The organism is Arthrobacter subterraneus (assembly GCF_900099735.1).
GTDB classification, from domain to species: Bacteria; Actinomycetota; Actinomycetes; order Actinomycetales; family Micrococcaceae; genus Arthrobacter_D; species Arthrobacter_D subterraneus.
This window is the reverse complement of record NZ_FNDT01000007.1, coordinates 146768-169599: the sequence shown is the minus strand read 5'-3', so window position 1 is coordinate 169599 and position 22832 is coordinate 146768. Positions and strand designations below refer to the sequence as shown.

Sequence of the window (22832 nt, the reverse complement as noted above, 5' to 3'; positions counted from 1 at the left end):
CGTGAAACCGGCCAGTTGTTGCGCGACGATCGACCCGGCTAGAGAGCGATAGTCCACAAGATCGATCGGATATGCTTTTGAAGAAAGCGACAGGAAGAGAACCCTTCAGCGGCTGAGCCAGTGAGCGCCGCGGCCGGAGGACAACCGTGCCCGCCCTGTTCCGGAACATCTGACACGTAGGGACCGCTGCTATGGAGAAGTAATTGTATCCAACGCGGGTTCAACCAAGTGACGGCCGCCGCGCTATCCATCGGACATAGATCCACGACGGCTGCCGATCAGAAGAAGTCCACGCCGCGAACACTCCAGTCGCCAGCCTGCTCCCAGCGACGGAGGAGCGCGCAGCGATGCTGTGGGAATAGCGTTCATACCCGTTTCACGTGAAGCGGACAGTAGAAAGCTGAACCTCGCCCGAGTGCCCCGCGCTCGGAGGGACCAGAGTATGCCCAACCAATTTCTACGCACACCGGGTCATCTCACGGTGCCGGGAAGCGACCCTGGTGCATCTGGTCGTAGCTGTCACCTCAACGATGTTTCACGTGAAACGGCCGGCGCCTCGTCCCCGCATCGATCGGGCAACGTCTCTAGGCCTTTGCAGCCCCCACGAAGGATCTCTTCACATCAGCGCCTTGAAAGCGCCTTGAGCCAGACGCTCGGAACTCACCGCCGACGAGCCGGCCTGCGCGCATCCTCCAAGGGCGGTTGGCTCCCGCAAGGGCCTGCGGGGAAAGTCCAACCCGACTGAGCATGGTCGAATAGAGCACCGATTCGACGCACAGAAGCAAGGTCGACTATTTCCGTCCTGAAAAGCACCGGCGCCCGTAACGCTAACCCCCTGGGGAGTGAGCCTCATGCTGCATGCAGCGCATGTCACGCCCTTCCTTCGGTTGGTTGCAGACGGCGCCGCATTTACTTGAGCGTGCACGCGGACACAGCACCACAGAGCACCGGGGCGTACGACGGTGTTTCACGTGAAACAGCGCCGAGACCCTCTGCTAGAAATTTGGAATGTGCCCATGTGCCGCAGCATCTGGCGCGTGATTGCGGCGCTCCCACCTGAACTGGATGGATCATCGCTACCCCCATAGGTGCCTCGATCGGTGCCCACCCGTATCGTGACGAAAGTGGGGACGCCCCAGAAGCCACATCTCGCGATGACTCGTTGTGTCCATAGAGAGGTGTTCCTATAGAGTATCGAATCCGCCCCCGGGGCCTGTCGTCGAGGGCGGCCGAACGCACAGCGTCGCCGTCGTCGCCCATTCAGAGCGTCTTCGTCCCTGACTATGACATCAAAAGGGGCGCCGTTTCACGTGAAACGACGCCCCTGACGTACTGGCGGCCTGGATCAAGAGTTGGGCGTCAGCACTCCCATAATTCGGTTGAGGTCGTCTACGCTGGCGAATTCGATGCTCACTCGCCCCTTCTTGGCACCCAGGGTGATCTTGACGTTGGTGTCCAGGCGGTCAGACAAGGATGTGGCGAGGTAGTCAAGACGCTCATGACGTGCACCGGCCCGTGGTGTTGCGGGCTTACTGGGTCGCCGCAGGCCATCACTCATCGCAACGATCTCCTCCGTGGACCGAACCGATAGTCCTTCCGCAACTATCCGTTGCGCCAGCTTCTCCATTTCCCCGGGATCCTGGAGACCCAGCAGCGCCCGAGCGTGGCCGGCACTCAACACGCCCGCAGCAAGGCGGCGTTGTACGAGGGGAGGCAGCTTCATGAGGCGCAGCGTATTTGATATCTGAGGGCGTGATCGACCGATCCGCGCCGCCAGCTCCTCCTGTGAACACCCAAAGTCCTCGAGGAGTTGCTGGTACGCCGCCGCTTCCTCAAGCGGATTCAGTTGACTGCGGTGCAAGTTCTCCAGGAGTGCATCCCGCAGAAGGTCATCATCGGTGGTATCCCGAATAATCGCCGGAACGGTCTCGAGTCCCGCTTCCCTCGAAGCACGCCACCGTCGCTCACCCATGACGAGCTCATACTGGTATTCGCCACCCTCCGGCGATGCACGAACCACAATGGGCTGAAGAACACCGACCTCGCGGACTGAATGGACGAGCTCAGCCATCTCGTCTTCGTCGAATACAGTTCGCGGTTGCTTCCGGTTGGCGTGGATCGAGCCCACTGGTACTTCGGCGAACCGGGCACCCGGTACTTCACGGAGGGTTTCACGTGAAACAGGGTCCTCGGCGGCCGTCGCTTCGGAACTGTCCTCAGCGTAAGCATCGCTCACATTTTGTTTGGCCTGCCGTTCTTCGTCACCAGGCTGGGAAAGAGCAGCGCCGCCAGCTTCTTCAGCAGTTCCATCTGCCATGGGTGCAGTATCCGCGACCTGCTCCTGCTCGTTCGAAGCGCCTTCAACAGGGGCCGATACCGGCGCAGTGGATGGTTTTTTGGCGGACCCTGCCGCGGGCTCAACAGCATCCGGCACGTCGCCGCTTACCGGTTCCTTCGGAGCTGGAGCCGAGGTACGGGGCTTCCGTGAGACGGGTTTCTTTGAAGCTCCCTGATTGCGGCCATTGGTCCGCTTTGAGGGGGCGGTGAGAGCGTCCTTGTTGATCGAGGACTTGCCGGCACTGCGGAGTGCGCCCTCCTGTACACCATTGCCGTCCTCAGATGAGGAGCCATTGGACACCGAGGAGGGGAAGAACAGATCTACTGGCCGTCCGCGCTCAGCAGAGCGTGTGCTGACACCTGCGGCGCCACCTTCCTGCTCCGCGCTACTCGGAATGAGCGCGCCCAGTCCTCGGCCTAGGCCTCTACGCTTCTCGGGCATTGGAACGGTTCCTCTCGAAGGAGAGCAGACAAACTGCAACGATTGATAATGCGTCCAGTCTACTGTGGGACTCGCGCCGAACCGCGCAGGCGCTCTAGGAGGACTTCTCGGTGTTAGCCCGCTCTGCGATCTCCGTCGCGGCCTCAAGGTAGGACAGGGCTCCGCTCGAGGACGGATCGTAGGTCAGCACCGTCTGTTGATAACTCGGAGCCTCGGAAATGCGCACTGACCGCGGTACAACCGCCTTCAAGACCTGGTCAGGGAAATGTTCCCGGACCTCAGCAGCAACCTGAGCGGCGAGATTCGTCCGGCCGTCATACATGGTGAGAAGGATGGTGGACACCACCAGGTCTGCATTCAGGTGCTTCTGAATCATCTCGATGTTCTTGAGGAGTTGGCTCAGCCCCTCCAGTGCGTAGTACTCACACTGGATCGGTATAAGGACCTCCCGGGCAGCGACGAATGCGTTGACTGTAAGCAGTCCGAGACTCGGCGGGCAATCGATGAAAATGTAATCGAGCCGTTCCTCGCCGTTGGACTCACGCTCTTTCGCATAGAGGTCGATCGCGCGTCGAAGACGCTGTTCGCGCGCGACCAGTGAGACCAACTCGATCTCTGCGCCAGCGAGATGAATAGTGGCGGGCGCGCAGATCAGGTTAGGCACATCAGGGCAGGGGGCCACCACATTCGCAAGCGGAAGATCGTCAATGAGAACGTCATAAATACTGTCAACTTCAGCATGATGCTCAATGCCAAGTGCGGTAGAGGCGTTGCCTTGCGGATCGATGTCGATGACCAGGACGTTGAGCCCTGCCGACGCAAGGGCGGCTGCGAGGTTTACCGTAGTGGTGGTCTTGCCCACGCCCCCCTTCTGGTTGCTGACGGTCAGAACCCGGGTGGCAGCAGGGCGGGGCAGTTTGCGACCGAGCAACTTCTCCCTACGCCGGTTTTCCGACGCCAGTTCGCGTGCTAGCGGGGTACTGTCATCGAGCACGTCCATAACGCTCTTGCTCCCATTGGACTTGCCGGCGCTTGCCTGGTTGGTGGTGCTAACGGTGTTCCGTCCGTTCGTTTCACGTGAAACGATGCCGGTATTGATCGGGTTTGAAAACACTTCCGGTTGAATATCAGCAATAGTGATCGCCAAGGACGAACCCATCATCGACGTAGGCTGATCACGTCGCGTGGCAGAATCTTTCGTCACAAGCGTCTCGCTCACTTTCAGGTGCGTATGGACCTCTCTAGGTTATCCGCTGCAACCCCAATACTCCTGCAGACAATCCGCAGTGTGCCGAACTTCCCGCGAAGCGCTGCGCTCAGCGAGCAACAACACCGCTCAGCGGGCAACGACAATACGTACCACGGTGGTGGGTTCCTCAAGCAGGGCACCACCCACCGTCTCCACACTGGTGGCAACCCCACCCAGCCGGCGGATAATCTTGGCAGCCTTAGTCACTTCCTCGCCCGCGCTCCGGCCCTTGATGGCCAATACCTCGCCCGAACCCTTCAGAAGGGGAATGGTGAGTGCCGCGAGACCGGAGAGGGCAGAGACGGCACGGGCCGTTACAACATCCACCTGGAACTTGCCTACCGCCTGTTCAGCACGACCACGGAATATCTCGACATTCTCCAACCCGAGATCATCGGTAACTTCCCTCAACCAATTGACCCGCCTCTCCAGCGGTTCAATGAGCACAAACATTGCATCGGGCCGCGCGATAGCCAACGCGAGCCCGGGCAGGCCCGCACCACTCCCTACATCAGCAACACGCGCCTTCTCAGGAATCAGCTCGGCAATTACCGCACAGTTCAGCACGTGGCGGTCCCATAACCGGGGCACCTCACGCGGCCCCAACAGCCCGCGATCGATCCCGGACGACGCCAGGTGCTCGACAAAACGCTCGGCGAGCGGCAGCCGGTCACCGAAAATCCGGCGCGCAGCCTCAAGCTCTTTGATACCGATATCAAGAGTCAAGACGATCCCTCCTTCGGGAAAGGCAGACCGACCGTCAGTCAGGAACCGGCTGACACTACGATGTGACGGCGAGACCCTTCGCCCTCGGATTCGCTGACCATGCCGAGGTCAGCGACGATGTCATGCACAATCTTGCGCTCATAGGCAGACATCGGCGCGAGTGCAACATCGGCGCCGCTCTCCTTCACCTTGTCGACAGCCTCCTCCGCAATCTCACGCAACTCCTTGTTACGGGCTTCGCGGAAGCCGTCGATATCCAGGACAAGACGCGAACGGTGCTCGGTAGAAGTGAGCACCGACAGGCGCGCAAGCTCCTGGAGCGCTTCGAGCACTTCGCCGTCGCGGCCCACAAGCGCCTGTAGTCCCTGGGAGTCACTGCCTTCGGAGACGATAGAAATGTAGGTGCGGCCGTTACGGACCTCGATGTCGATGTCGCCGTCGATGTCTGCAATGTCCAGGAGTTCTTCGAGGTAGTCCGCAGCGACGTCGCCTTCGTCTTCCGAAGAGACGACGGCGTCCTCCGCTTCCTCTTCGTTCACGGTTCCGAGCGATTCTTCCTGCATGTTGTCAGTACTCATTTGCGTTTCCTGTTCTTGCGCTGAGGCTGTACTCGTTGTCCTTTGGCTGGTTCGACAGCTTCCACTGCCGGCTCCGCCTTCTTTTCACCGAGCAACGGAACCATGGGTAGCCCCTTTTTGGCGCGGCGCTCGGCGAGCGCTTTCGCCGCGGGTGAACCGGGAGTGGGCATCCGCCTGATGACGTAAAACTGCTGCACCATCGTCCACAGGTTGGTGGTGGTCCAGTAGATCAGCACACCGATCGGGAAGTTGATGCCACCCACACCGAATACCAGCGGGAGGATGTAGAGCATCATTTTCTGCTGGCGCATGAAGGGGCTCTGCATAGCCTCTTCCGACATGTTCTTGGCCATGATCTGCTTCTGCGTGATGAACTGCGAAGCCGTCATGGCGATGATCATGATGATCGAAAGCACCGCCACGGCGCCGTGGCCCTCAGTACCCCAACCATGCAGCAGTGAAGAGGAGAGTGGCGCTCCAAAGATCTCGGCCGCGTCAAACTGTCGAACGTCCTCGACGGTGAGAGCACCGATGCCTTCACCGTTGTCGCTCGCTTTCGACACACCGTTCAGCACCGTGAACAGGGCAAAGAAGAACGGCATCTGGATCAGAATCGGCAGGCAGGCTGCAAACGGGTTTGTTCCGTGCTTCTTGTAGAGGGCCATCTGCTCCTGCGTCATGGCCTGGCGCGAGAGCTGGTCAGTCTTTCCCTTGTACTTCTGCTGGAGCTTCCTCAGATCCGGTTGGAGCGCCTGCATGCCCCGCTGGGCTTTGATCTGCTTGACGAAGACAGGAATCAGCGCGGCCCGGATAACCACAACCAGACCGACGATGGACAGCGTCCAGGTCCAACCCGACGCCGCATCCATTCCGAGGAAAGTGAATCCCTCGTGGAAAGCCCACATGACCCAGGACACCAGCCACCGGAAAGGCAGGAGAATCGTCTCGAAGAAATCCATAATCTGTTGCTCCTCAGGCCGCGGGGCGGCTTTCCTCGTCTGCAGGAATCACCGGGTGATTCAGCACTACAATCTGTGGCTCTTCTCCAGGTGCAAAACGCTTTCCTCCGGGTGGGACGTGATCCACGCCTCCGTCATTCCAGGGATGGCAGCGGCACATACGTTTGGTGGCCAACCATGTTCCCTTGAATGCGCCATGAACCGTGACTGCCTCCAGCGCATACGCCGAGCAGGAAGGAAAGAAGCGGCAGACCGGACCATACAAGGGGGAGATCAGCCGGCGGTAGATCATGAGCAGTCCGATCAGACCGGCGCGGAGAAACAGCGAGAGTCGCGAAAAGACCGACGACGTATCCTTCGCTGTCATCTCCCGCCACCTCTTCTGCCGTCCCTGCCGAAACGCTTCACACTCGAAGCAAGACATTTCTCAAAATCAGAACTGAGCTCGGACCAGCTCGCCGCAGCAGCTGGAGGTAGTGCGCGCACCACCACATCGAGACCAACCGGACGCTGAACCAGCGCCGACGCAGCGGCTTCTCTCAGTCTCCTCTTAACGAGGTTACGGGTGACAGCGTTCCCTACACTCTTCGACACAATGAAGCCGAACCGGGAAGGCTCGGAGAGCCCGGTTCGGACTGCATATAGCACCACGTTCCGGCACCCCGACCGGGTACCGGAACGAACGGTGTGTGAAAAATCTGTGGCCGTCCGAACTCGATGGGCGGTAGACAGCACCTTGAGCTCCGAAACGGTCGGGGCGTTGCAGTACAGCAACGCCGGCGGACGGATTAGGTGGCGCTACGCCGACAGTTCGGTGCGTCCCTTGCTACGGCGCGCAGACAGGATGGCCCGGCCGGCGCGGGTCCGCATGCGGAGGCGGAAACCATGCTTTTTGGCACGACGGCGGTTATTCGGCTGAAAGGTCCGCTTGCTCACTGTGATACTCCAGAACGTTCTTGACATGCGCTGCCGTTGCAACAAGGGGGAAGAACGGGCCGGCGCAATGAAGTTGTAGTACATCTACCCCGCGCACGTCATCACACTGATCAGCTTCTGGCCGACGGTATGGAGGCATGCGAAAATGCAGACATAAAGGACTACCTAACGTTAGGGCACCGGGTGTCACAGGGTCAAACCCGCCTATCCGGCTGGACTCGGTTCCCCGTGTACACACACTGTGGACAACCGTCGGGGAGAGGGTCTGCGACAGGCAGGAAGCTGTCGTCTCAGTGATCTTATCCACAGGCGCTGCCCCAGCTATCCCCTGCACTTTCGATCGTCTAGTGTTGCCGGGTGGTGCATTTATCCACGTACTGTGTATAAGTCTGTGGATGGGTGGCCTGCAAAGGCCCCGGAAGCGGTCTTTGAACTTCCACCTGAGGACGCGCGTGAGTACCGACGAGATCAATGATGTAGGCAGCTCCTGGCGAAAGGTCATCCGGACCCTGGAGCGGGACGACAGAATCTCCCCGCGACAGCGGGGCTTCGTGGTGCTCGCCCAGGCACAGGGCCTGATCGGAACCACGCTGCTTGTCGCTGTTCCCAATGAGCTCACCCGCGAGGTTCTCCAGAGTCAGCTCAAGAGCCCCCTCAACGATGCTCTCCAGGACGTCTTCCGTGAAGAGATCCAATGCGCGTTCGTCATTGATCCGGATCTCACCCCGATCATGGAAGAGGAGCCGGAGGAGAATCCGGAGGAAACCGTACAGCGCGAGCAGGCGCCGTCGCCCACGCCGCCAAGTAACTCACATGAGTTCGGACGGTTGAACCCGAAGTACATCTTCGACACCTTCGTTATCGGCTCATCCAACCGATTTGCCCACGCAGCCGCAGTGGCCGTTGCCGAGGCGCCCGCGAAAGCGTACAACCCCCTGTTCATCTACGGGGACTCCGGTCTGGGAAAGACCCACCTTCTCCATGCCATCGGCCACTATGCGCGCCACCTCTACACCGGTATCCGGGTTCGGTACGTGAACTCTGAAGAGTTCACGAACGACTTCATCAACTCGATTCGCGATGATGAAGGCACCAGCTTCAAGCAGACGTACCGAAACGTCGACATCCTCCTGATCGATGACATCCAGTTCCTATCCGGGAAGGACCGCACCCAGGAGGAGTTCTTCCACACCTTCAACGCCCTCCACAACCACAACAAACAGGTGGTTATCACCTCGGATCTTCCACCGAAACAGCTGTCCGGATTCGAGGAGCGCATGCGATCCCGTTTCGAGTGGGGACTCCTGACCGATATCCAGCCGCCGGAGCTGGAAACCCGCATTGCCATCCTGCGGAAAAAGGCGATCAGCGAGGGCATGAGCGCACCCGACGAGGTTCTTGAATACATCGCGTCGAAGATTTCCACCAACATCCGCGAACTGGAGGGCGCGCTGATCCGGGTTACCGCATTCGCGAGCCTGAACCGCCAGGCAGTCGACGAAAACCTGGCTGAAATAGTGCTCAAGGACCTCATCACGGATGATGGCGCACAGGAAATAACGTCGTCGCTGATCATGGCCCAGACCGCCGAGTACTTCAACATCACCCTTGATGACCTCTGCAGCAAGTCCCGCACACGCACCCTGGTTACCGCACGCCAGATCGCCATGTACCTGTGCCGGGAACTCACTGATATGTCGCTACCGAAAATCGGACAGGAACTGGGAGGCAGGGACCATACAACGGTGATCCACGCAGACCGCAAGATCCGCGAACTCATGGCAGAGCGCCGGGCCATCTACAACCAGGTGACTGAGCTGACTAACCGCATCAAACACCACAGGAAAGACTCCTGACCTCGACAGACGCCTCCACTGAAATTAACAGCTGTGGAAAAGAATGTGGATAAGGGCCCGTATCCGTGGACGTTAATGAGGACAAACCTCGTCAGGGCTGTGGACCCGCAGAATCACAGGGTTCTCGTACACAGCCATGGGCAGATCGCGGCGGGCTGGATGCACATGCTGTCAACAGGGACGACTCCCGGAATTGCACCAACCAGGCCGGTTATCCACAGTATCCACAGTAGTTATTAACACTACTGATCCTTAATCCACTCTTCTCTTCCAAATAACATTTCCCCGTTCACCCCTCCCCGTCCAGGGGTACAAACCCGGTCCAACGAGCGGACCACGCCACGCTAAGCTGTCACTCAGTAGAGTTGACCCTTGCCCGCCTGTCCTCCTCTTGCCTGCGAAGGCAAGGGACAAGTTGGCTTCACCGATGTACTCGCGAAAGGCGGCACCCTTCAGTGAAATTCCGAGTCGAGCGCGATGTCCTGGCCGAAGCCGTAACCTGGACCGCTCGTTCCCTCTCGCCACGTCCCCCCGTACCGGTGCTTTCAGGATTGCTGATCAAGGCCGGTGCCGGAACCCTGAGCCTCGCGAGCTTTGACTATGAGATTTCGGCCCGCCTGGAGATCGCAGCCGATGTTGCTGAAGAAGGAACCATCCTTGTATCCGGACGGCTGCTTGCCGACATCTGCCGGAGCCTGCCCTCGGCGCCCGTAGAAGTGGAAACTGATGGATCCAAGGTCACGCTGACCTGCCGCAACAGCCGATTCAACCTCGCTACGATGCCTGAGGCGGAGTATCCGGAACTTCCCGCGCTGCCCGACGTCAGCGGTGTCGTTGACGGAGACGCCTTCGCCGAAGCGGTCTCCCAGGTGATCATCGCCGCCAGTCGTGATGACACACTCCCCATCCTCACCGGTGTGCGTATGGAGATAGAAGAAGACCTGATCACCTTCCTCGCCACCGACCGCTACCGCCTCGCTCTCCGGGAGCTGTCCTGGAAACCCACCAATCCGGGAATTTCGACCAGCGCGCTGGTCAAGGCCAAGACTCTCAGCGAGGTGGCCAAGACCCTGGGAGGCTCCGGGGATCTCAAAATCGCCCTTTCCGACAACAGCGAACTCATCGGATTCGAGAGCGGCGGCAGGCGCACCACCTCCCTCCTGGTCGACGGCGATTACCCCAAGATCCGTTCCCTCTTCCCGGATAACACGCCCATTCATGCAACGGTGGAAACCAGCCAACTCGTCGAGGCTGTGCGCCGCGTGGCGCTGGTAGCCGAGCGGAATACACCGGTACGCCTTGCCTTCAGTGCAGGCCAGGTAGTCCTCGATGCCGGCACCGGCGAGGACGCCCAGGCTTCCGAAGCAATCGAAGCAACTCTCGACGGCGATGACATCACGGTGGCGTTCAACCCCCACTACCTCAGCGAAGGGCTTGGCGCATTCAGCAGCCGCTTTGTACGGTTCTCCTTCACCACTCCGCCCAAGCCGGCCGTCATTTCGGCACAGGAAGAAGCAACCGGCGAAGACCGCGAAGACTACAGGTACCTGCTCATGCCGGTAAGGCTCCCCAACCAGTAGCAGGGCGGCACACATCCCACCGACACCCCATGGAGGACACAATGCACATCGGTCTGATCGGACTTGGGAAAATGGGATACAACATGCGGGAGCGGCTCCGCTTCAAAGGCATTGAGGTCACCGGCTATGACCGGAACCCCGAGGTGACGGATGTTGCGAGCCTCGATGAACTGATTGCCGCAATCCCAGCTCCCCGAGTGGTCTGGATTATGGTTCCTGCCGGGAAGGTCACGGACGAGGTGATCACCGAGCTCGGCGGGAAACTATCCCAGGGTGACCTCGTCATAGACGGTGGTAACACCAAATTCAGCTCCGATCAGGAGCACAGCGAAGCACTTGCTGCGAAGGGGATCTCCTTCCTTGACTGCGGCGTTTCCGGCGGAGTCTGGGGCCTCGAGAATGGTTACGGCCTCATGGTCGGAGGAGCTGAGGCCGACGTCGAGCGGGTCATGCCGGTCTTCGATGCACTGCGGCCCGAGGGTGCCCGCGAGGAAAGCTTTGTCCACGTAGGTGAGACCGGCGCCGGACACTACGCCAAGATGGTTCACAACGGAATCGAATACGGCCTGATGCAGGCATATGCCGAAGGCTATGAGTTGCTTGAGGCGAAAGACATCATCAAGGATGTTCCGGGCACCTTCCGCGCGTGGCAGAAAGGCACGGTTGTCCGGTCCTGGCTGCTGGATCTGCTGGTCAAAGCCCTCGAGGAAGACCCCAAGCTCAGCAACATCGGAGCCTATATCGAGGATTCGGGTGAGGGCCGCTGGACCGTTGAACAGGCAATAGCCAATGAAGTGGCAGCGCCGGCGATCACGGCCGCGCTGTTCGCCCGATTCAGTTCGCGCCAGGAGGATGCCCCGTCGCTGAAGATGGTAGCCGCCCTGCGCAATCAGTTCGGCGGCCACGCGGTGCGCCCACCACGCACCTCCCCATAGTTGAGCCCCGGTGTACGTCCAGCATCTGTCACTGACCGATTTCCGCAGCTATTCCCAGCTTGAGGTTGCCCTTGAACCCGGCGTAACGGTCTTCGTCGGACCCAACGGTGTGGGGAAAACGAATATCGTCGAGGCCATCGGCTACCTGGGGTCGCTATCGTCCCACCGCGTCAGCACGGATCGTCCGCTGATCGCGTTCGACGCCGATCGCGCACTGGTACGGGGCCGATTGGTGCGCGGCGCGCAGGCAACCAGCGTCGAACTGGAGATCAACGGGGAACGGGCAAACCGCGCGCGGATCAACCGGGCCAATCCGGTTCGCGCGCGGGACGCCGCAGGAATCCTGAGAAGTGTCCTGTTTGCACCCGAGGATCTCGCCCTGGTGAAGGGTGATCCTTCCCATCGACGGCGCTTTCTGGATGAGCTGATGGTGCTGCTGGTTCCTCATCATGCGGGCATACGTGCTGACTACGAACGGGTGCTGAAGCAACGCAACGCATTGCTGAAGTCACTGCGCGGAAGCCGGTTGACCACCGCCCATGAAACGACGCTCGAGGTGTGGGACCAGCACCTGGCTGCGGTGGGATCACAACTCCTCCATGCCCGGCTCGCAGTCCTGACCAGGCTGCTCCCGCATATGCAGAAGGCCTACCGGGAGCTGACGGACGGCTCAAAACTCGCTGTCGCTGCGTATCGCTCATCGGTTGCCGGTTCCCTTCCCGAGGACGACGACGGCCCTGCTGCTTCCAGCGCCGAAGACCTCGCCGCGCTCTCAGTCGAGGAACTGACTGCGAAGTTCCTGGCGAGGATTGCCGAACAGCGGCGGAAAGAAACCGAGCGCGGGATCTCGCTGGTCGGGCCGCACCGCGATGAAGTGGAGCTGCTGCTCGGGCGTGCACAGGTCAAGGGTTATGCCTCGCACGGTGAGACCTGGTCCATGGCCCTTGCCCTGCGTCTTGGATCGTATTATCTGTTGACCGATGATGATCAGACGCCCGGGTCTTCGCCCGTATTGATCCTCGATGACGTCTTCGCCGAGTTGGACTCTGACCGGCGGGAACGGCTGGCGTCGGTAGTAGCGGGCGCAGAGCAGGTTCTCGTAACCGCCGCGGTCGGCGATGACGTGCCGGCTGCGTTGGACGGACGCCAGTTCACGGTGATTCCCGGAGGCTTCCGTGAAATACCGGCCTGAGGAAAGACCGGCACAACAGGGGACGGGGCCGGAAACCAACGGCGGCGACGGAGTAATCCCGCCGGACGCGGAGAAGTCCGTCGAACAGGACGCGCCCGGCCTGTTGCTGAACCGTCTCCGAAATGCATCGGCAGCCCGGGGTGACCTCCGGGCGCCGGCCGCGCGCCGCCGTCGTTCTGGATCCGGTAGCGGATATTCTCCGGTGCAGGCTTCCTATTCCGGCAGGGACCCGCAGGGTGTCGGGGCCGTCTTCGGGCGGCTGCTGAGCGAGCGGGGCTGGAATTCGCCGGTAGCGGTAGGCTCGGTCATGGCCCGTTGGGCAGAACTGGTTGGGCCCGAGATAGCAGCACACTGCACCCCCGAGAGCTTCAACGAAACCACCGTCTTTGTACGGTGTGACTCCACGGCCTGGGCAACGCAGCTCAGGCTGATCAGCCCGGACCTCCTCCGGCGCTTTGAACATGAGCTGGGCAGCGGCGTGGTCACCGCCATGAAGATTGTCGGACCGTCCGCCCCGTCCTGGCGCAAGGGGGGCCGCACGGTCAGGGGCCGAGGCCCGCGGGATACCTACGGGTAGCCTTGATGAAGGTGTTCTCCGGTTGTCGGAGGAACGGCGTACAGCGCCGAGTGAACCCCTGAGGACGTATACGCCCCCACGCAGGCCCCCGCTGAGAGCTTAAATAGCGGTTTATTCGGCGCTAGGGGGCAATTGCGGCGCCCTTGTGCCGCGCTGCACGGTAGAATAAGAGGTGTCGGCATTCCTTCCGGGGATGCCTTCATTTTGAGACCGGGCAACACTAGGACAACGAGGAGTCGACAGCGTCCGTGGCTAACGACAACGAAGTGGAATCTGCCGGACTGCCGGAGAGCGGCGCCGACGCACCCAGGGGTTACGGCGCAAGTGACATTACGGTCCTTGAGGGACTCGAGGCAGTACGCAAACGGCCCGGTATGTACATCGGCTCCACCGGTCCCCGCGGTCTCCATCACCTCGTATACGAGGTTGTGGATAACTCTGTGGATGAGGCCCTCGCCGGCTACTGTGACCACATCCAGGTGACATTGCTTGCCGACGGCGGGGTGCGCGTCATCGATAACGGCCGCGGCATTCCGGTTGACATGCACCCGACAGAGGGAAAGCCCACCGTCGAGGTCGTAATGACCATCCTGCACGCGGGCGGCAAATTCGGTGGCGGCGGATATGCCGTTTCAGGTGGCCTCCACGGTGTAGGTATCTCGGTGGTGAATGCGCTTTCCTCCCGCGTTGATACGGAAATTCGCCGGCAGGGCCATGTCTGGCGACAGGCCTTCGCCGATGGCGGGAAGCCGGTTGGGCAACTCGAAAAGGGTGAGGAAACTTCCGATACCGGGACCACCCAGACCTTCTACCCGGATGACTCCATTTTCGAATCGGTGGAGTTCGACTTCGAAACGCTCCGTGCGCGTTTCCAGCAGATGGCCTTCCTCAACAAGGGCCTGCGGATCACCCTTGTGGATGAACGTGTTCCCGAGGTCGCAACCGAGGAAATCACGGACGCGGCGCACCTCGAGGCCGAAAAGGCAGAAGAGAACAAACACCGGCATGTGGAGTATCTCTATGAGAACGGCCTGCTGGACTACGTCAAGCACCTGAACTCCTCGAAGCGCGTCGATGTCATTCATGAAGACGTCATCGCCTTTGAGACTGAGGATTCCGATCGCTCGATCGCCGTAGAGGTCGCCATGCAGTGGACCACCGCGTACTCGGAGAGCGTGCACACCTACGCGAACACGATCAACACCCATGAGGGTGGAACCCATGAAGAGGGTTTCCGCGCCGCGATGACATCGCTGATCAACCGCTATGCCCGCGAGAAAAACATCATCAAGGAAAAGGACGACAACCTCACCGGTGATGACATCCGTGAAGGTCTTACCGCCGTCATCTCCGTGAAGCTTTCGGAGCCCCAGTTCGAAGGGCAGACCAAGACGAAGCTCGGTAATTCGGAGGCCAAGGGATTTGTGCAGCGCGTCGTCACCGACCAGCTGGGTGACTGGCTGGAGCGCAATCCCGGCCCGGCCCGTGATGTCATCCGCAAGTCCATCCAGGCAGCCCAGGCAAGGCTCGCCGCGCGGAAGGCCCGGGAATCCACACGCCGCAAGGGGCTTCTGGAATCCGGCGGCATGCCGGGCAAGCTGAAGGACTGCCAGTCGAAGGATCCGTCCAAGTCTGAGATCTACATTGTGGAGGGCGATTCCGCCGGTGGTTCGGCCGTCCGGGGGCGCAATCCGGAGACGCAGGCCATTCTTCCCCTGCGAGGCAAGATCCTGAATGTGGAACGCGCCAGGCTTGACCGCGCGTTAAGCAATACGGAAGTGCAGGCCATGATCACCGCCTTCGGGGCGGGCATCGGCGAGGATTTCGACGTCGCGAAGGCCCGGTACCACAAGATCGTCCTGATGGCAGATGCTGACGTCGATGGCCAGCACATCACCACGCTGCTGCTGACGCTGCTGTTCCGCTACATGCGCCCGCTCATCGAGAACGGGTTCGTCTATCTGGCACAGCCTCCGCTGTACCGGATCAAGTGGTCCAACGCGCCGCACTCCTATGTCTACAGCGACCGCGAGCGAGATGAAACCATCAAAATGGGGCTGGCCAACAATCAGCGGCTTCCCAAGGAGAACGGGATCCAGCGCTACAAGGGTCTCGGCGAGATGGACTACACGGAGCTGTGGGAAACCACCATGGACCCGGATCACCGGACCCTCCTTCAGGTCACCATGGATGATGCGGCCGCAGCAGACCAGATCTTCTCCGTACTGATGGGTGAGGATGTGGAGTCCCGCCGCAACTTCATTCAGCAGAACGCCAAAGACGTACGGTTCCTCGACATCTGACCGATGGCGGGCAAACCTCGCCGCTTGTGGAGAGCCTCAACCACGGCTCCTGACACGCATTCACGAAATGGAACGAACTAGATGAGTGACGAAGTAGCTCCTGAGGTTCCGGGCGACGAAACTCCCCTCGAGGGAGCCGTGCTGACGGACCGTATTGAGCAGGTCGACCTGCAGACAGAGATGCAGCGGTCCTACCTGGACTATGCAATGGCGGTTATTGTCGGCAGGGCGCTGCCTGATGTCCGGGACGGCCTGAAGCCGGTCCATCGCCGGGTGTTGTATGCGATGTTCGACGGCGGTTACCGCCCGGACCGTTCCTTCAACAAATGCGCCCGCGTGGTGGGCGAGGTCATGGGCCAGTACCACCCTCACGGTGACAGCGCGATCTACGATGCACTCGTCCGTCTCATCCAGGACTGGACCATGCGTTACCCGCTTGCGCTGGGTCAGGGAAACTTCGGCTCGCCCGGCAACGACGGCGCGGCCGCCCCCCGGTACACCGAAACCAAGATGGCGCCGCTGGCCATGGAAATGGTCCGGGACATCGACGAGGAAACAGTCGATTTCCAGGACAACTACGACGGCAAGAATCAGGAACCGACTATCCTGCCGTCCCGTTTCCCGAACCTGCTTGTCAACGGATCCTCGGGTATCGCTGTCGGCATGGCAACGAACATCCCTCCCCACAATCTGCGGGAAGTGGCCGACGGCGTGCAGTGGTATCTGCAGAACCCGGAAGCCAGCAAGGAGGAACTCCTCGAAGCGCTCATTCAGCGCATCAAGGGTCCCGATTTCCCCACCGGCGCCCAGATCCTCGGACACAAGGGCATCGAGGATGCCTACCGGACCGGGCGCGGATCGATCACCATGCGTGCCGTGGTCAACGTGGAGGAGATCCAGGGCCGGACCTGCCTGGTCGTGACAGAACTGCCGTACCAGGCCAATCCGGACAACCTGGCGATCAAGATCGCCGACCTGGTGAAGGACGGCAAGGTTTCGGGGATAGCCGATCTGCGCGACGAAACCTCGGGCCGCACCGGGCAGCGCCTGGTGATTGTCCTGAAGCGGGACGCCGTGGCGAAGGTGGTGCTCAACAACCTCTACAAGCACACCCAGCTCCAGGACAACTTCAGCGCCAACATGCTCGCGATCGTCGATGACGTTCCCCGGACCCTCAGCCTTGACGCCTTTATCCGTCACTGGGTCATCCACCAGCTTGAAGTGATTGTCCGTAGGACCCAATACCGGCTGCGGAAGGCTGAGGAAGCTGCGCACATCCTGCGCGGGCTGCTGAAGGCGCTCGACGCTCTCGATGAAGTGATTGCCCTCATCCGCCGGTCCTCGACCGTTGAGGATGCCCGCACCGGATTGATGGGCCTGCTGGAGATCGACGAGATCCAGGCACAGGCCATCCTGGATATGCAGCTGCGCCGCCTCGCTGCCCTCGAGCGCCAAAAAATCCAGGACCAGCACGCCAAACTGGAAGCAGAGATCACCGAATACAGGAAGATCCTCGCTTCCGAGGTCCAGCAGCGCGAGATTGTCTCAACTGAACTGCAGGAAATCGTCGACAAGCACGGCGATGACCGACGCACGGAAATTCTTCTGGGTTACGACGCCGACATGAGCATGGAAGACCTCATCCCCGAAGAGGAGATGGTGGTGACCATAACGCGGGGCGGTTACGTCAAGCGGACCCGAAGCGACAACTATCGTCAGCAGGCGCGGGGCGGAAAGGGCATCCGGGGAGCCCAGCTTCGCGGAGACGATGTGGTGGAGCACTTCTTTGTGACCACTACACACCATTGGCTGCTGTTCTTCACCAACCTCGGGCGCGTCTACCGGGCGAAAGCGTATGAGCTGGTCGAAGCAGCGCGGGACGCCAAGGGCCAGCATGTAGCGAACCTGCTGGCCTTCCAGCCCGACGAGAAAATAGCCCAGGTCCTCGATCTGCGCGACTACCAGCAATCGCCCTACCTGGTGCTGGCAACCAAGCGTGGCCTCATCAAGAAGACCCGGCTTGAGGACTACGACACCAACCGCTCCGCAGGTGTCATTGCCATCAACCTGCGCGACGGAGATGAGCTGGTTTCGGCACAGCTCGTGTCGGAGAATGACGACATGATGCTGGTCTCCCGCAAGGGGCAGTCGCTGCGCTTCAGTGCCACAGATGAAGCCCTGCGGCCCATGGGTAGGGCCACCTCCGGCGTCACCGGCATGAAATTCCGTGCCGATGATGAATTGCTCGCAGCGAACGTCGTGAGCGATGACTCCTACGTCTTTATTGTGACCGAAGGCGGGTTCGCCAAGCGCACGAAGGTGGACGAGTACCGCGTTCAGGGCCGCGGAGGCCTTGGTATCAAGGTGGCCAAGCTCGCTGAAATCCGCGGGGATCTTGTCGGTGCGCTCATTGTCCAGGAAGAGGATGAGGTCCTCGTGGTGATGGGCGGCGGCAAGGTTGTCCGCTCGGCGGTGGCGGGCGTGCCGGCCAAGGGACGCGACACCATGGGCGTGATTTTTGCCAAGCCGGATAAGTCAGACCGGATCATCGCCGTCGCCCGCAATTCCGAGCGCGGGCTCACGGGCCTCACCGTGGACGGAGAGGTTCCGGTCATGGGAGTCGATGACGCTGCATCTGCGCCGGACGCTGGAGATGAAGTACCGTTGTCGTCAGGAGAAACGGCTGAGCCAGAGGCTGAGTCAAGCGATATTGGAGGTTCCGAGTGAGTTCTGCCAACTCAAATCCGCGCGCGACTGCGGGTAGCTCCGTGCGGTCGTCCGGCGGAGGACCTCGGGTGAATCCACCTGCGCGGCCAACCCAGCGTCCTGCATCGTCGGGCGCACGCCCGGCCTCGGCCAACGCGCGGCCGGCCGGGAACCGGCCGGGCCTCGTGAAGCCCGCCCCCAAAGCCAAGGCCCGCAAGGCCCGGCTCCTCGTCAGCAAGATTGATCCGTGGTCCGTCCTCAAAATGTCGTTCCTGCTTTCTGTGGCACTGGGAATCGTGACGGTGGTTGCGGCGATCGTTATCTGGACCGTCCTCGATCTGACAGGGATTTTTGACCGGGTCAACCAGCTGCTCGGTGAAATCGCAGGATCGGAGGGCGCAGGTTTCGACCTCCGGCAGTTCGCTTCCCTTGGACAGGTTGTCTCCTTCGCCACGATCATCGCCGTCGTCAATGTGGTGCTGCTGACCGCTCTGGCGATGCTCTCCGCCGTGCTTTACAACATCTCCTCCACCCTGGTGGGCGGCATCGGAGTCACCCTCACCGATGACTGATTTGGTGCCCGGTTCTCAATTTGTTGATTGCTGAGGGCCTGCTGTAAAGTCGTATCTCGGCCCGAGAGGTACGGGGGCGTATAGCTCAGGCGGTTAGAGCGCTTCGCTGATAACGAAGAGGTCCCAGGTTCAAGTCCTGGTACGCCCACGGATCCTGAAACCCGCAGGAAACTGCAGAGAAGGAGCACTGTGAAGAAGTTGCTGGTAGCGGCAGCTGCGGTCGCAGGAGTCTTCGTCTTCAAGCGGTGGCAGGAGTCCGAGAAAGAGAAGGAAGTGTGGAGCAAAGCGACCGATCCGGTCGAGTGAGGTTTCACCAACTGGTCGGGGTATACTGATCAGGTTCCGTTTTACGGGGGCATGGCGCAATTGGTAGCGCACCTGCTTTGCAAGCAGGGGGTTCGGGGTTCGAGTCCCCGTGCCTCCACCGAAGGACAGAGGGTTCCAGCCAAACGGCTGGGACCCTCTGGCTGTTAAGCCATGATCACCGTGGAATTGTTGAGGCCCTGGCAGTTCGGGCGGTGTGGACGGCGCGCATGATCTTCGCCGGATAGTAGATCGACATAAAGATCAGCATCGGAATCTTCAGTACCCGCTTGTCTATCTGGTGTGCGCGGTAGGTCCGGTCGAAGCGCGTGACGTAATACCGGTAGTCCTTCGGTGAGTTCTCAAGGCGCCGCGCAGACATACCGCTGACCATCGTTGGGATGTAACGGATCACCAGATCCTGTTCGGCAAGATGCAGGGATATATCGATGTCCTCATGCATCTCGTCCTTCTCGTCAAGGCAGGTGTGGTCCCGGATCTGTTCCCAGGCGGTCCGTCGCAATGCCATGTTGGAACCGAACAGGAAGTGGTACTGGTTGCGGGCGAGTTTGAGGACAAGCTGGCGCATTTTGTCATCAGCCTTCAGCCCCCAGCGGCGCATCGGCATGTCGTAGTACACCACCGGACCTGTGGCCGCTGCGACCTCCGGGTCGCTGAAGCCTGCCTGCACAGTCTCAACCCAGTCGGGTTCGAGGACGGAGTCGGCATCGATTCTTCCCAGGACATCACCCGTGGCATGGTCGAGACCGAAGTTCCGGGTGGGGATGAGGCCCTGCACCTGGTTCTGTTCGAGCAGATGGATGGCACTCTCGGGATACTCAAGCTGCATCTGCCGGACTATGTCGGCGGTGCGGTCTGTGGAGCGGTTGTTCACGACCAGAATCTCGTGGGCAGGCATGGACTGGTAGATGGCCGCGATGAGGCACTGGCGGATCACGCTTTCCTCGTTGTACGCCGGAATCACAATCGACACTGAGGGCTTCGCAGGGTGCACGGCCGTAAATCTATCACCGGGGACTGCCGTCCGGGCGAGGACATCAAAAAAGCGGGGAAGATCCTCCCAAGGGTGGATCTTCCCCGCTCGAAAGTGGGCTCAGACTGGACTAGACGGCTGTACCTTTCGGTCCGCCGTCGTCGCCATTTGATTTCTCCGCGGCGCGGTCTGCGGCTTCCTTGATGTCATTGACGGCCTGCTTGGCCTCGTCATTGTGCGCAACATCCGCCACCGGCTTCGGTTCCACCGGGGCCGGAGTCTTCCAGGGATCCTCCACCGGCTGTGAAGCGCGCCAGACAGCAACCCCTGCGGTGATCGCGGCAGCGATGATGCCGCAGATCAGCCAGCCCTTGTTGCTCTTGCGCTGCTGCTTCCGCCTCAGATCCTTCGCAGCGCGCTGCGCGGCTTCAACGGCGGCCTTCTGTGCCTTCTTTACGGCTTTCTTGTCACCGGTTACCTTGGTGACGACGCCGGCAACACCGGCAGGAATGGTGGCGGCGGCGAGGGTGCGTGAGGCTGAGTCCGCAACATCACCCAGGCGGTAGGACACGGCCGGGATGTACTCCGACACCACGCGGTCCCGGGCGGAATTGATCGCCGGAGTGGCACGATCAAGGGTTTCCTGAATGCGGGGCGCGGTTTCGTCAACAATGTGGTTGATGCGGGGACCTACCCGGTCGAGGCCCTCCTGAATACGCGGAGTGACAACGGCGATGCCGTCGGACAGGCCCTGTGCCGCCCGGTTGACGCCGTGCTGGATCCGCGGCGCGGCCGTTTCAATGCCGCGTTCGAAGCGCGGAGCAACCCAGCCCTTTGCGGCATCCACCCGCGGAGCGGCCCAACCCCGTGCCGTGCCGACGCCCATCAGAACGTTGTTCTCGATGGTGCGGACAACGCGTTCGGATTTCTTCACAACTACCTCCCATGGATAGTGACTGTTGTTAGTCAGCCTACGTGCTATCCGGAGGTCCATGCTATCCGCCGGTTTATTTCACAGCATTTTCACTGTGCGCGGAACCCGCTGCATCCAGGCATTGCGCCGGACCTGCATGGGAGAATGGAGCGCATGACAGCTATCGCAACAGCACACGCAACCATCCACACAAGCCTCGGCGACATCAAGGTGGAGCTCTACGGCAACCATGCCCCCAAGACGGTCAAGAACTTCATCGGCCTCGCAACCGGTGAGATCGCATGGACCCATCCCGGTACGGGCGAGGAAACCACGGCGCCGCTCTACGACGGAACCGTCTTCCACCGTGTCATCCAGGACTTCATGATTCAGGGCGGAGATCCCCTGGGCCAGGGCATCGGCGGCCCGGGCTACAAGTTCGACGACGAAATCAACCCGGACCTCGACTTCACCGCCCCGTACAAGCTGGCAATGGCGAACGCCGGCCTGCAGAACGGACGTGGAACCAACGGCTCACAGTTCTTCATCACCTCGGTGCCCACCACCTGGCTGCAGGGAAAGCACACCATTTTCGGTGAAGTGAAGGATGAGGCATCCCGCGCCGTTGTCGACCAGCTGAACGCCATCCCCACCGATGGCCGTGACCGTCCCCTTGAGGACGTCGTCATCCGCAGCATCTCGGTTGAGCAGGTCTAGCGTTCCATGACATATGGAGTCCCGGCAGGCGAGCCGGACCAGGACATTCCCGTGTGCCCGCGTCATCCCGACCGGATGAGCTATGTGCGGTGTCAACGGTGCGGCAGGCCCGCCTGCCCTGAATGTCAGCGTCCGGCCGCCGTCGGGATCCAGTGCGTGGACTGTGTGCGGGAAGCCCAGCGGAACGCTCCCGCCACCCGAACCATCTTCGGCGGGACCGTCCGGCAGGGCAAGCCCCTGGTGACGTTCACGCTCATCGGTGCCTGCGTGGCGCTCTTCCTTGCCCAGATGGCGATCCCCGGGGTCACCGACGCCCTGGCCTATGCAGGAATCTACACCTCGCAGTTCATTGCTCCGGAACCGTGGCGCATGATTACCGCCGCTTTCCTCCACTCGACGGGCTTCCTCCTCCACATCGGTTTCAACATGTACGCACTGTGGATCATCGGGCAGGCCCTTGAACCTCTCCTGGGCAGGGGAAGGTTCCTTGCTCTGTACCTGATCGCCGCCTTTGGCGGGTCAGTCGCCGTCCTACTCCTGACCAACCCCCTCCAGGGCGTTGTTGGAGCATCCGGTGCCGTGTTCGGGCTCTTCGGCGCCATGCTGATCGTGCAGCGGCGGCGGGGCGGAGACGTCCGGCAACTGGTAGTGCTGATCGCCATCAACACGGTATTGGGATTTGTGGTTGCCGGAATCTCCTGGCAGGCGCACCTCGGCGGGCTCCTGGCCGGAAGTGCTGCGGCTGCCATCATCGCGTACACACCGCGCGGCCCGAAGCGTTCACTGATCCAGTGGTCCGCTCTGGGCGGCCTGGCGCTCCTCCTCGGCGTGCTGGCATTCATCGGCGCTACCCTGGTGACACTTCCCGGATAGTTATCCACAGGGTTTATCAACAACGGGGAAAACTTACACACATGTAATTCCACAGCTGTGGATAAGCTGGATGCCCAATTTCTG

At 60.9% G+C, this 22832-nt stretch carries 21 protein-coding genes and 2 tRNA genes; 13 read left to right on the top strand and 10 right to left on the bottom strand.

Annotation, left to right across the window (positions count from 1 at the left end):
- Nucleotides 1-1345: 1345 nt before the first annotated feature.
- From BLS52_RS10140 to rpmH, 8 genes are all read right to left on the bottom strand, one after another.
- Nucleotides 1346-2779, bottom strand: a complete 1434-nt coding sequence (locus BLS52_RS10140; protein ID WP_175460143.1) for a ParB/RepB/Spo0J family partition protein — start codon at nt 2777-2779, stop codon at nt 1346-1348.
- A 94-nt stretch (nt 2780-2873) separates the two neighbouring features.
- Nucleotides 2874-3998, bottom strand: coding sequence for a ParA family protein (locus BLS52_RS10135; RefSeq protein ID WP_245702788.1), 1125 nt, complete (start codon nt 3996-3998; stop codon nt 2874-2876).
- Between the two features lie 117 nt (nt 3999-4115).
- The gene (gene rsmG / locus BLS52_RS10130; RefSeq protein ID WP_425425034.1) at nt 4116-4754 is read right to left on the bottom strand and encodes a 16S rRNA (guanine(527)-N(7))-methyltransferase RsmG; all 639 of its coding nucleotides are present in this window, start codon (nt 4752-4754) and stop codon (nt 4116-4118) included.
- A 38-nt stretch (nt 4755-4792) separates the two neighbouring features.
- Nucleotides 4793-5332 (bottom strand): Jag family protein, encoded by a 540-nt coding sequence (locus BLS52_RS10125; RefSeq protein ID WP_090586452.1) that lies wholly within the window; start codon nt 5330-5332, stop codon nt 4793-4795.
- A complete protein-coding gene (gene yidC, locus BLS52_RS10120; protein ID WP_090586451.1) occupies nt 5329-6291 on the bottom strand; it encodes a membrane protein insertase YidC in 963 nt (320 codons plus the stop codon). Before yidC ends, BLS52_RS10125 begins: the two co-directional genes overlap by 4 nt.
- 13 nt (nt 6292-6304) lie before the next feature.
- The gene (gene yidD / locus BLS52_RS10115; protein WP_090586450.1) at nt 6305-6658 is read right to left on the bottom strand and encodes a membrane protein insertion efficiency factor YidD; all 354 of its coding nucleotides are present in this window, start codon (nt 6656-6658) and stop codon (nt 6305-6307) included.
- Entirely contained in the window at nt 6655-7026 is a 372-nt protein-coding gene (gene rnpA, locus BLS52_RS10110) for a ribonuclease P protein component (RefSeq protein WP_090586448.1), read from the bottom strand. Before rnpA ends, yidD begins: the two co-directional genes overlap by 4 nt.
- 63 nt (nt 7027-7089) lie before the next feature.
- Entirely contained in the window at nt 7090-7227 is a 138-nt protein-coding gene (gene rpmH / locus BLS52_RS10105; protein ID WP_055854070.1) for a 50S ribosomal protein L34, read from the bottom strand.
- Between the two features lie 452 nt (nt 7228-7679).
- Between rpmH and dnaA the strand changes: the two genes are divergently transcribed.
- From dnaA to BLS52_RS10055, 11 genes are all read left to right on the top strand, one after another.
- Complete coding sequence (dnaA, locus tag BLS52_RS10100) at nt 7680-9083, top strand: chromosomal replication initiator protein DnaA (RefSeq protein WP_245702787.1); 1404 nt, start codon at nt 7680-7682, stop codon at nt 9081-9083.
- Nucleotides 9084-9538: 455 nt separating this feature from the next.
- Nucleotides 9539-10663: a DNA polymerase III subunit beta gene (gene dnaN, locus BLS52_RS10095; RefSeq protein WP_090586443.1), complete on the top strand. Its 1125-nt coding sequence runs from the start codon at nt 9539-9541 to the stop codon at nt 10661-10663.
- Between the two features lie 41 nt (nt 10664-10704).
- Nucleotides 10705-11598, top strand: a complete 894-nt coding sequence (gnd, locus tag BLS52_RS10090; protein ID WP_090586439.1) for a phosphogluconate dehydrogenase (NAD(+)-dependent, decarboxylating) — start codon at nt 10705-10707, stop codon at nt 11596-11598.
- A gap of 10 nt (nt 11599-11608) precedes the next feature.
- The gene (gene recF, locus BLS52_RS10085; RefSeq protein ID WP_090586437.1) at nt 11609-12790 is read left to right on the top strand and encodes a DNA replication/repair protein RecF; all 1182 of its coding nucleotides are present in this window, start codon (nt 11609-11611) and stop codon (nt 12788-12790) included.
- On the top strand, nt 12774-13367 hold the full coding sequence (locus BLS52_RS10080; RefSeq protein WP_425425033.1) for a DciA family protein: 594 nt from the start codon (nt 12774-12776) through the stop codon (nt 13365-13367). Before recF ends, BLS52_RS10080 begins: the two co-directional genes overlap by 17 nt.
- A 248-nt stretch (nt 13368-13615) precedes the next feature.
- Entirely contained in the window at nt 13616-15670 is a 2055-nt protein-coding gene (gene gyrB, locus BLS52_RS10075) for a DNA topoisomerase (ATP-hydrolyzing) subunit B (RefSeq protein ID WP_090586436.1), read from the top strand.
- 81 nt (nt 15671-15751) lie between these two features.
- Nucleotides 15752-18397 (top strand): DNA gyrase subunit A, encoded by a 2646-nt coding sequence (gene gyrA / locus BLS52_RS10070; protein WP_090586434.1) that lies wholly within the window; start codon nt 15752-15754, stop codon nt 18395-18397.
- Complete coding sequence (locus BLS52_RS10065) at nt 18394-18948, top strand: DUF3566 domain-containing protein (RefSeq protein ID WP_090586433.1); 555 nt, start codon at nt 18394-18396, stop codon at nt 18946-18948. Before gyrA ends, BLS52_RS10065 begins: the two co-directional genes overlap by 4 nt.
- Before the next feature lie 74 nt (nt 18949-19022).
- Nucleotides 19023-19096, top strand: a tRNA-Ile gene (locus BLS52_RS10060).
- Between the two features lie 41 nt (nt 19097-19137).
- Nucleotides 19138-19254, top strand: coding sequence for a DLW-39 family protein (locus BLS52_RS18680; RefSeq protein WP_217636741.1), 117 nt, complete (start codon nt 19138-19140; stop codon nt 19252-19254).
- Between the two features lie 45 nt (nt 19255-19299).
- Nucleotides 19300-19372: transfer RNA gene (locus BLS52_RS10055), tRNA-Ala, on the top strand.
- A 57-nt stretch (nt 19373-19429) separates the two neighbouring features.
- On the opposite strand, the gene BLS52_RS10050 is transcribed toward BLS52_RS10055, so the two are convergent.
- The gene (locus BLS52_RS10050) at nt 19430-20266 is read right to left on the bottom strand and encodes a glycosyltransferase family 2 protein (protein ID WP_090586430.1); all 837 of its coding nucleotides are present in this window, start codon (nt 20264-20266) and stop codon (nt 19430-19432) included.
- A 109-nt stretch (nt 20267-20375) separates the two neighbouring features.
- The gene (locus BLS52_RS10045) at nt 20376-21179 is read right to left on the bottom strand and encodes a hypothetical protein (RefSeq protein ID WP_090586427.1); all 804 of its coding nucleotides are present in this window, start codon (nt 21177-21179) and stop codon (nt 20376-20378) included.
- A 153-nt stretch (nt 21180-21332) separates the two neighbouring features.
- Here BLS52_RS10045 and BLS52_RS10040 point away from each other — a divergent pair, with 153 nt between their 5' ends.
- On the top strand, nt 21333-21875 hold the full coding sequence (locus tag BLS52_RS10040; RefSeq protein ID WP_090586424.1) for a peptidylprolyl isomerase: 543 nt from the start codon (nt 21333-21335) through the stop codon (nt 21873-21875).
- A gap of 6 nt (nt 21876-21881) precedes the next feature.
- The gene (locus BLS52_RS10035) at nt 21882-22748 is read left to right on the top strand and encodes a rhomboid family intramembrane serine protease (RefSeq protein ID WP_090586422.1); all 867 of its coding nucleotides are present in this window, start codon (nt 21882-21884) and stop codon (nt 22746-22748) included.
- The last annotated feature ends 84 nt before the right edge of the window (nt 22749-22832 follow it).

What these genes read in the sequence shown, in the direction of transcription:
- yidD (WP_090586450.1), bottom strand. Translation starts at nt 6,658, where the DNA reads ATGACAGCGAAGGATACGTCGTCGGTCTTTTCGCGACTCTCGCTGTTT.
- yidC (WP_090586451.1), bottom strand. Translation starts at nt 6,291, where the DNA reads ATGGATTTCTTCGAGACGATTCTCCTGCCTTTCCGGTGGCTGGTGTCC.
- BLS52_RS10140 (WP_175460143.1), bottom strand. Translation starts at nt 2,779, where the DNA reads ATGCCCGAGAAGCGTAGAGGCCTAGGCCGAGGACTGGGCGCGCTCATT.
- gnd (WP_090586439.1), top strand. Translation starts at nt 10,705, where the DNA reads ATGCACATCGGTCTGATCGGACTTGGGAAAATGGGATACAACATGCGG.
- BLS52_RS10125 (WP_090586452.1), bottom strand. Translation starts at nt 5,332, where the DNA reads ATGAGTACTGACAACATGCAGGAAGAATCGCTCGGAACCGTGAACGAA.
- BLS52_RS10035 (WP_090586422.1), top strand. Translation starts at nt 21,882, where the DNA reads ATGACATATGGAGTCCCGGCAGGCGAGCCGGACCAGGACATTCCCGTG.
- BLS52_RS10040 (WP_090586424.1), top strand. Translation starts at nt 21,333, where the DNA reads ATGACAGCTATCGCAACAGCACACGCAACCATCCACACAAGCCTCGGC.
- gyrA (WP_090586434.1), top strand. Translation starts at nt 15,752, where the DNA reads ATGAGTGACGAAGTAGCTCCTGAGGTTCCGGGCGACGAAACTCCCCTC.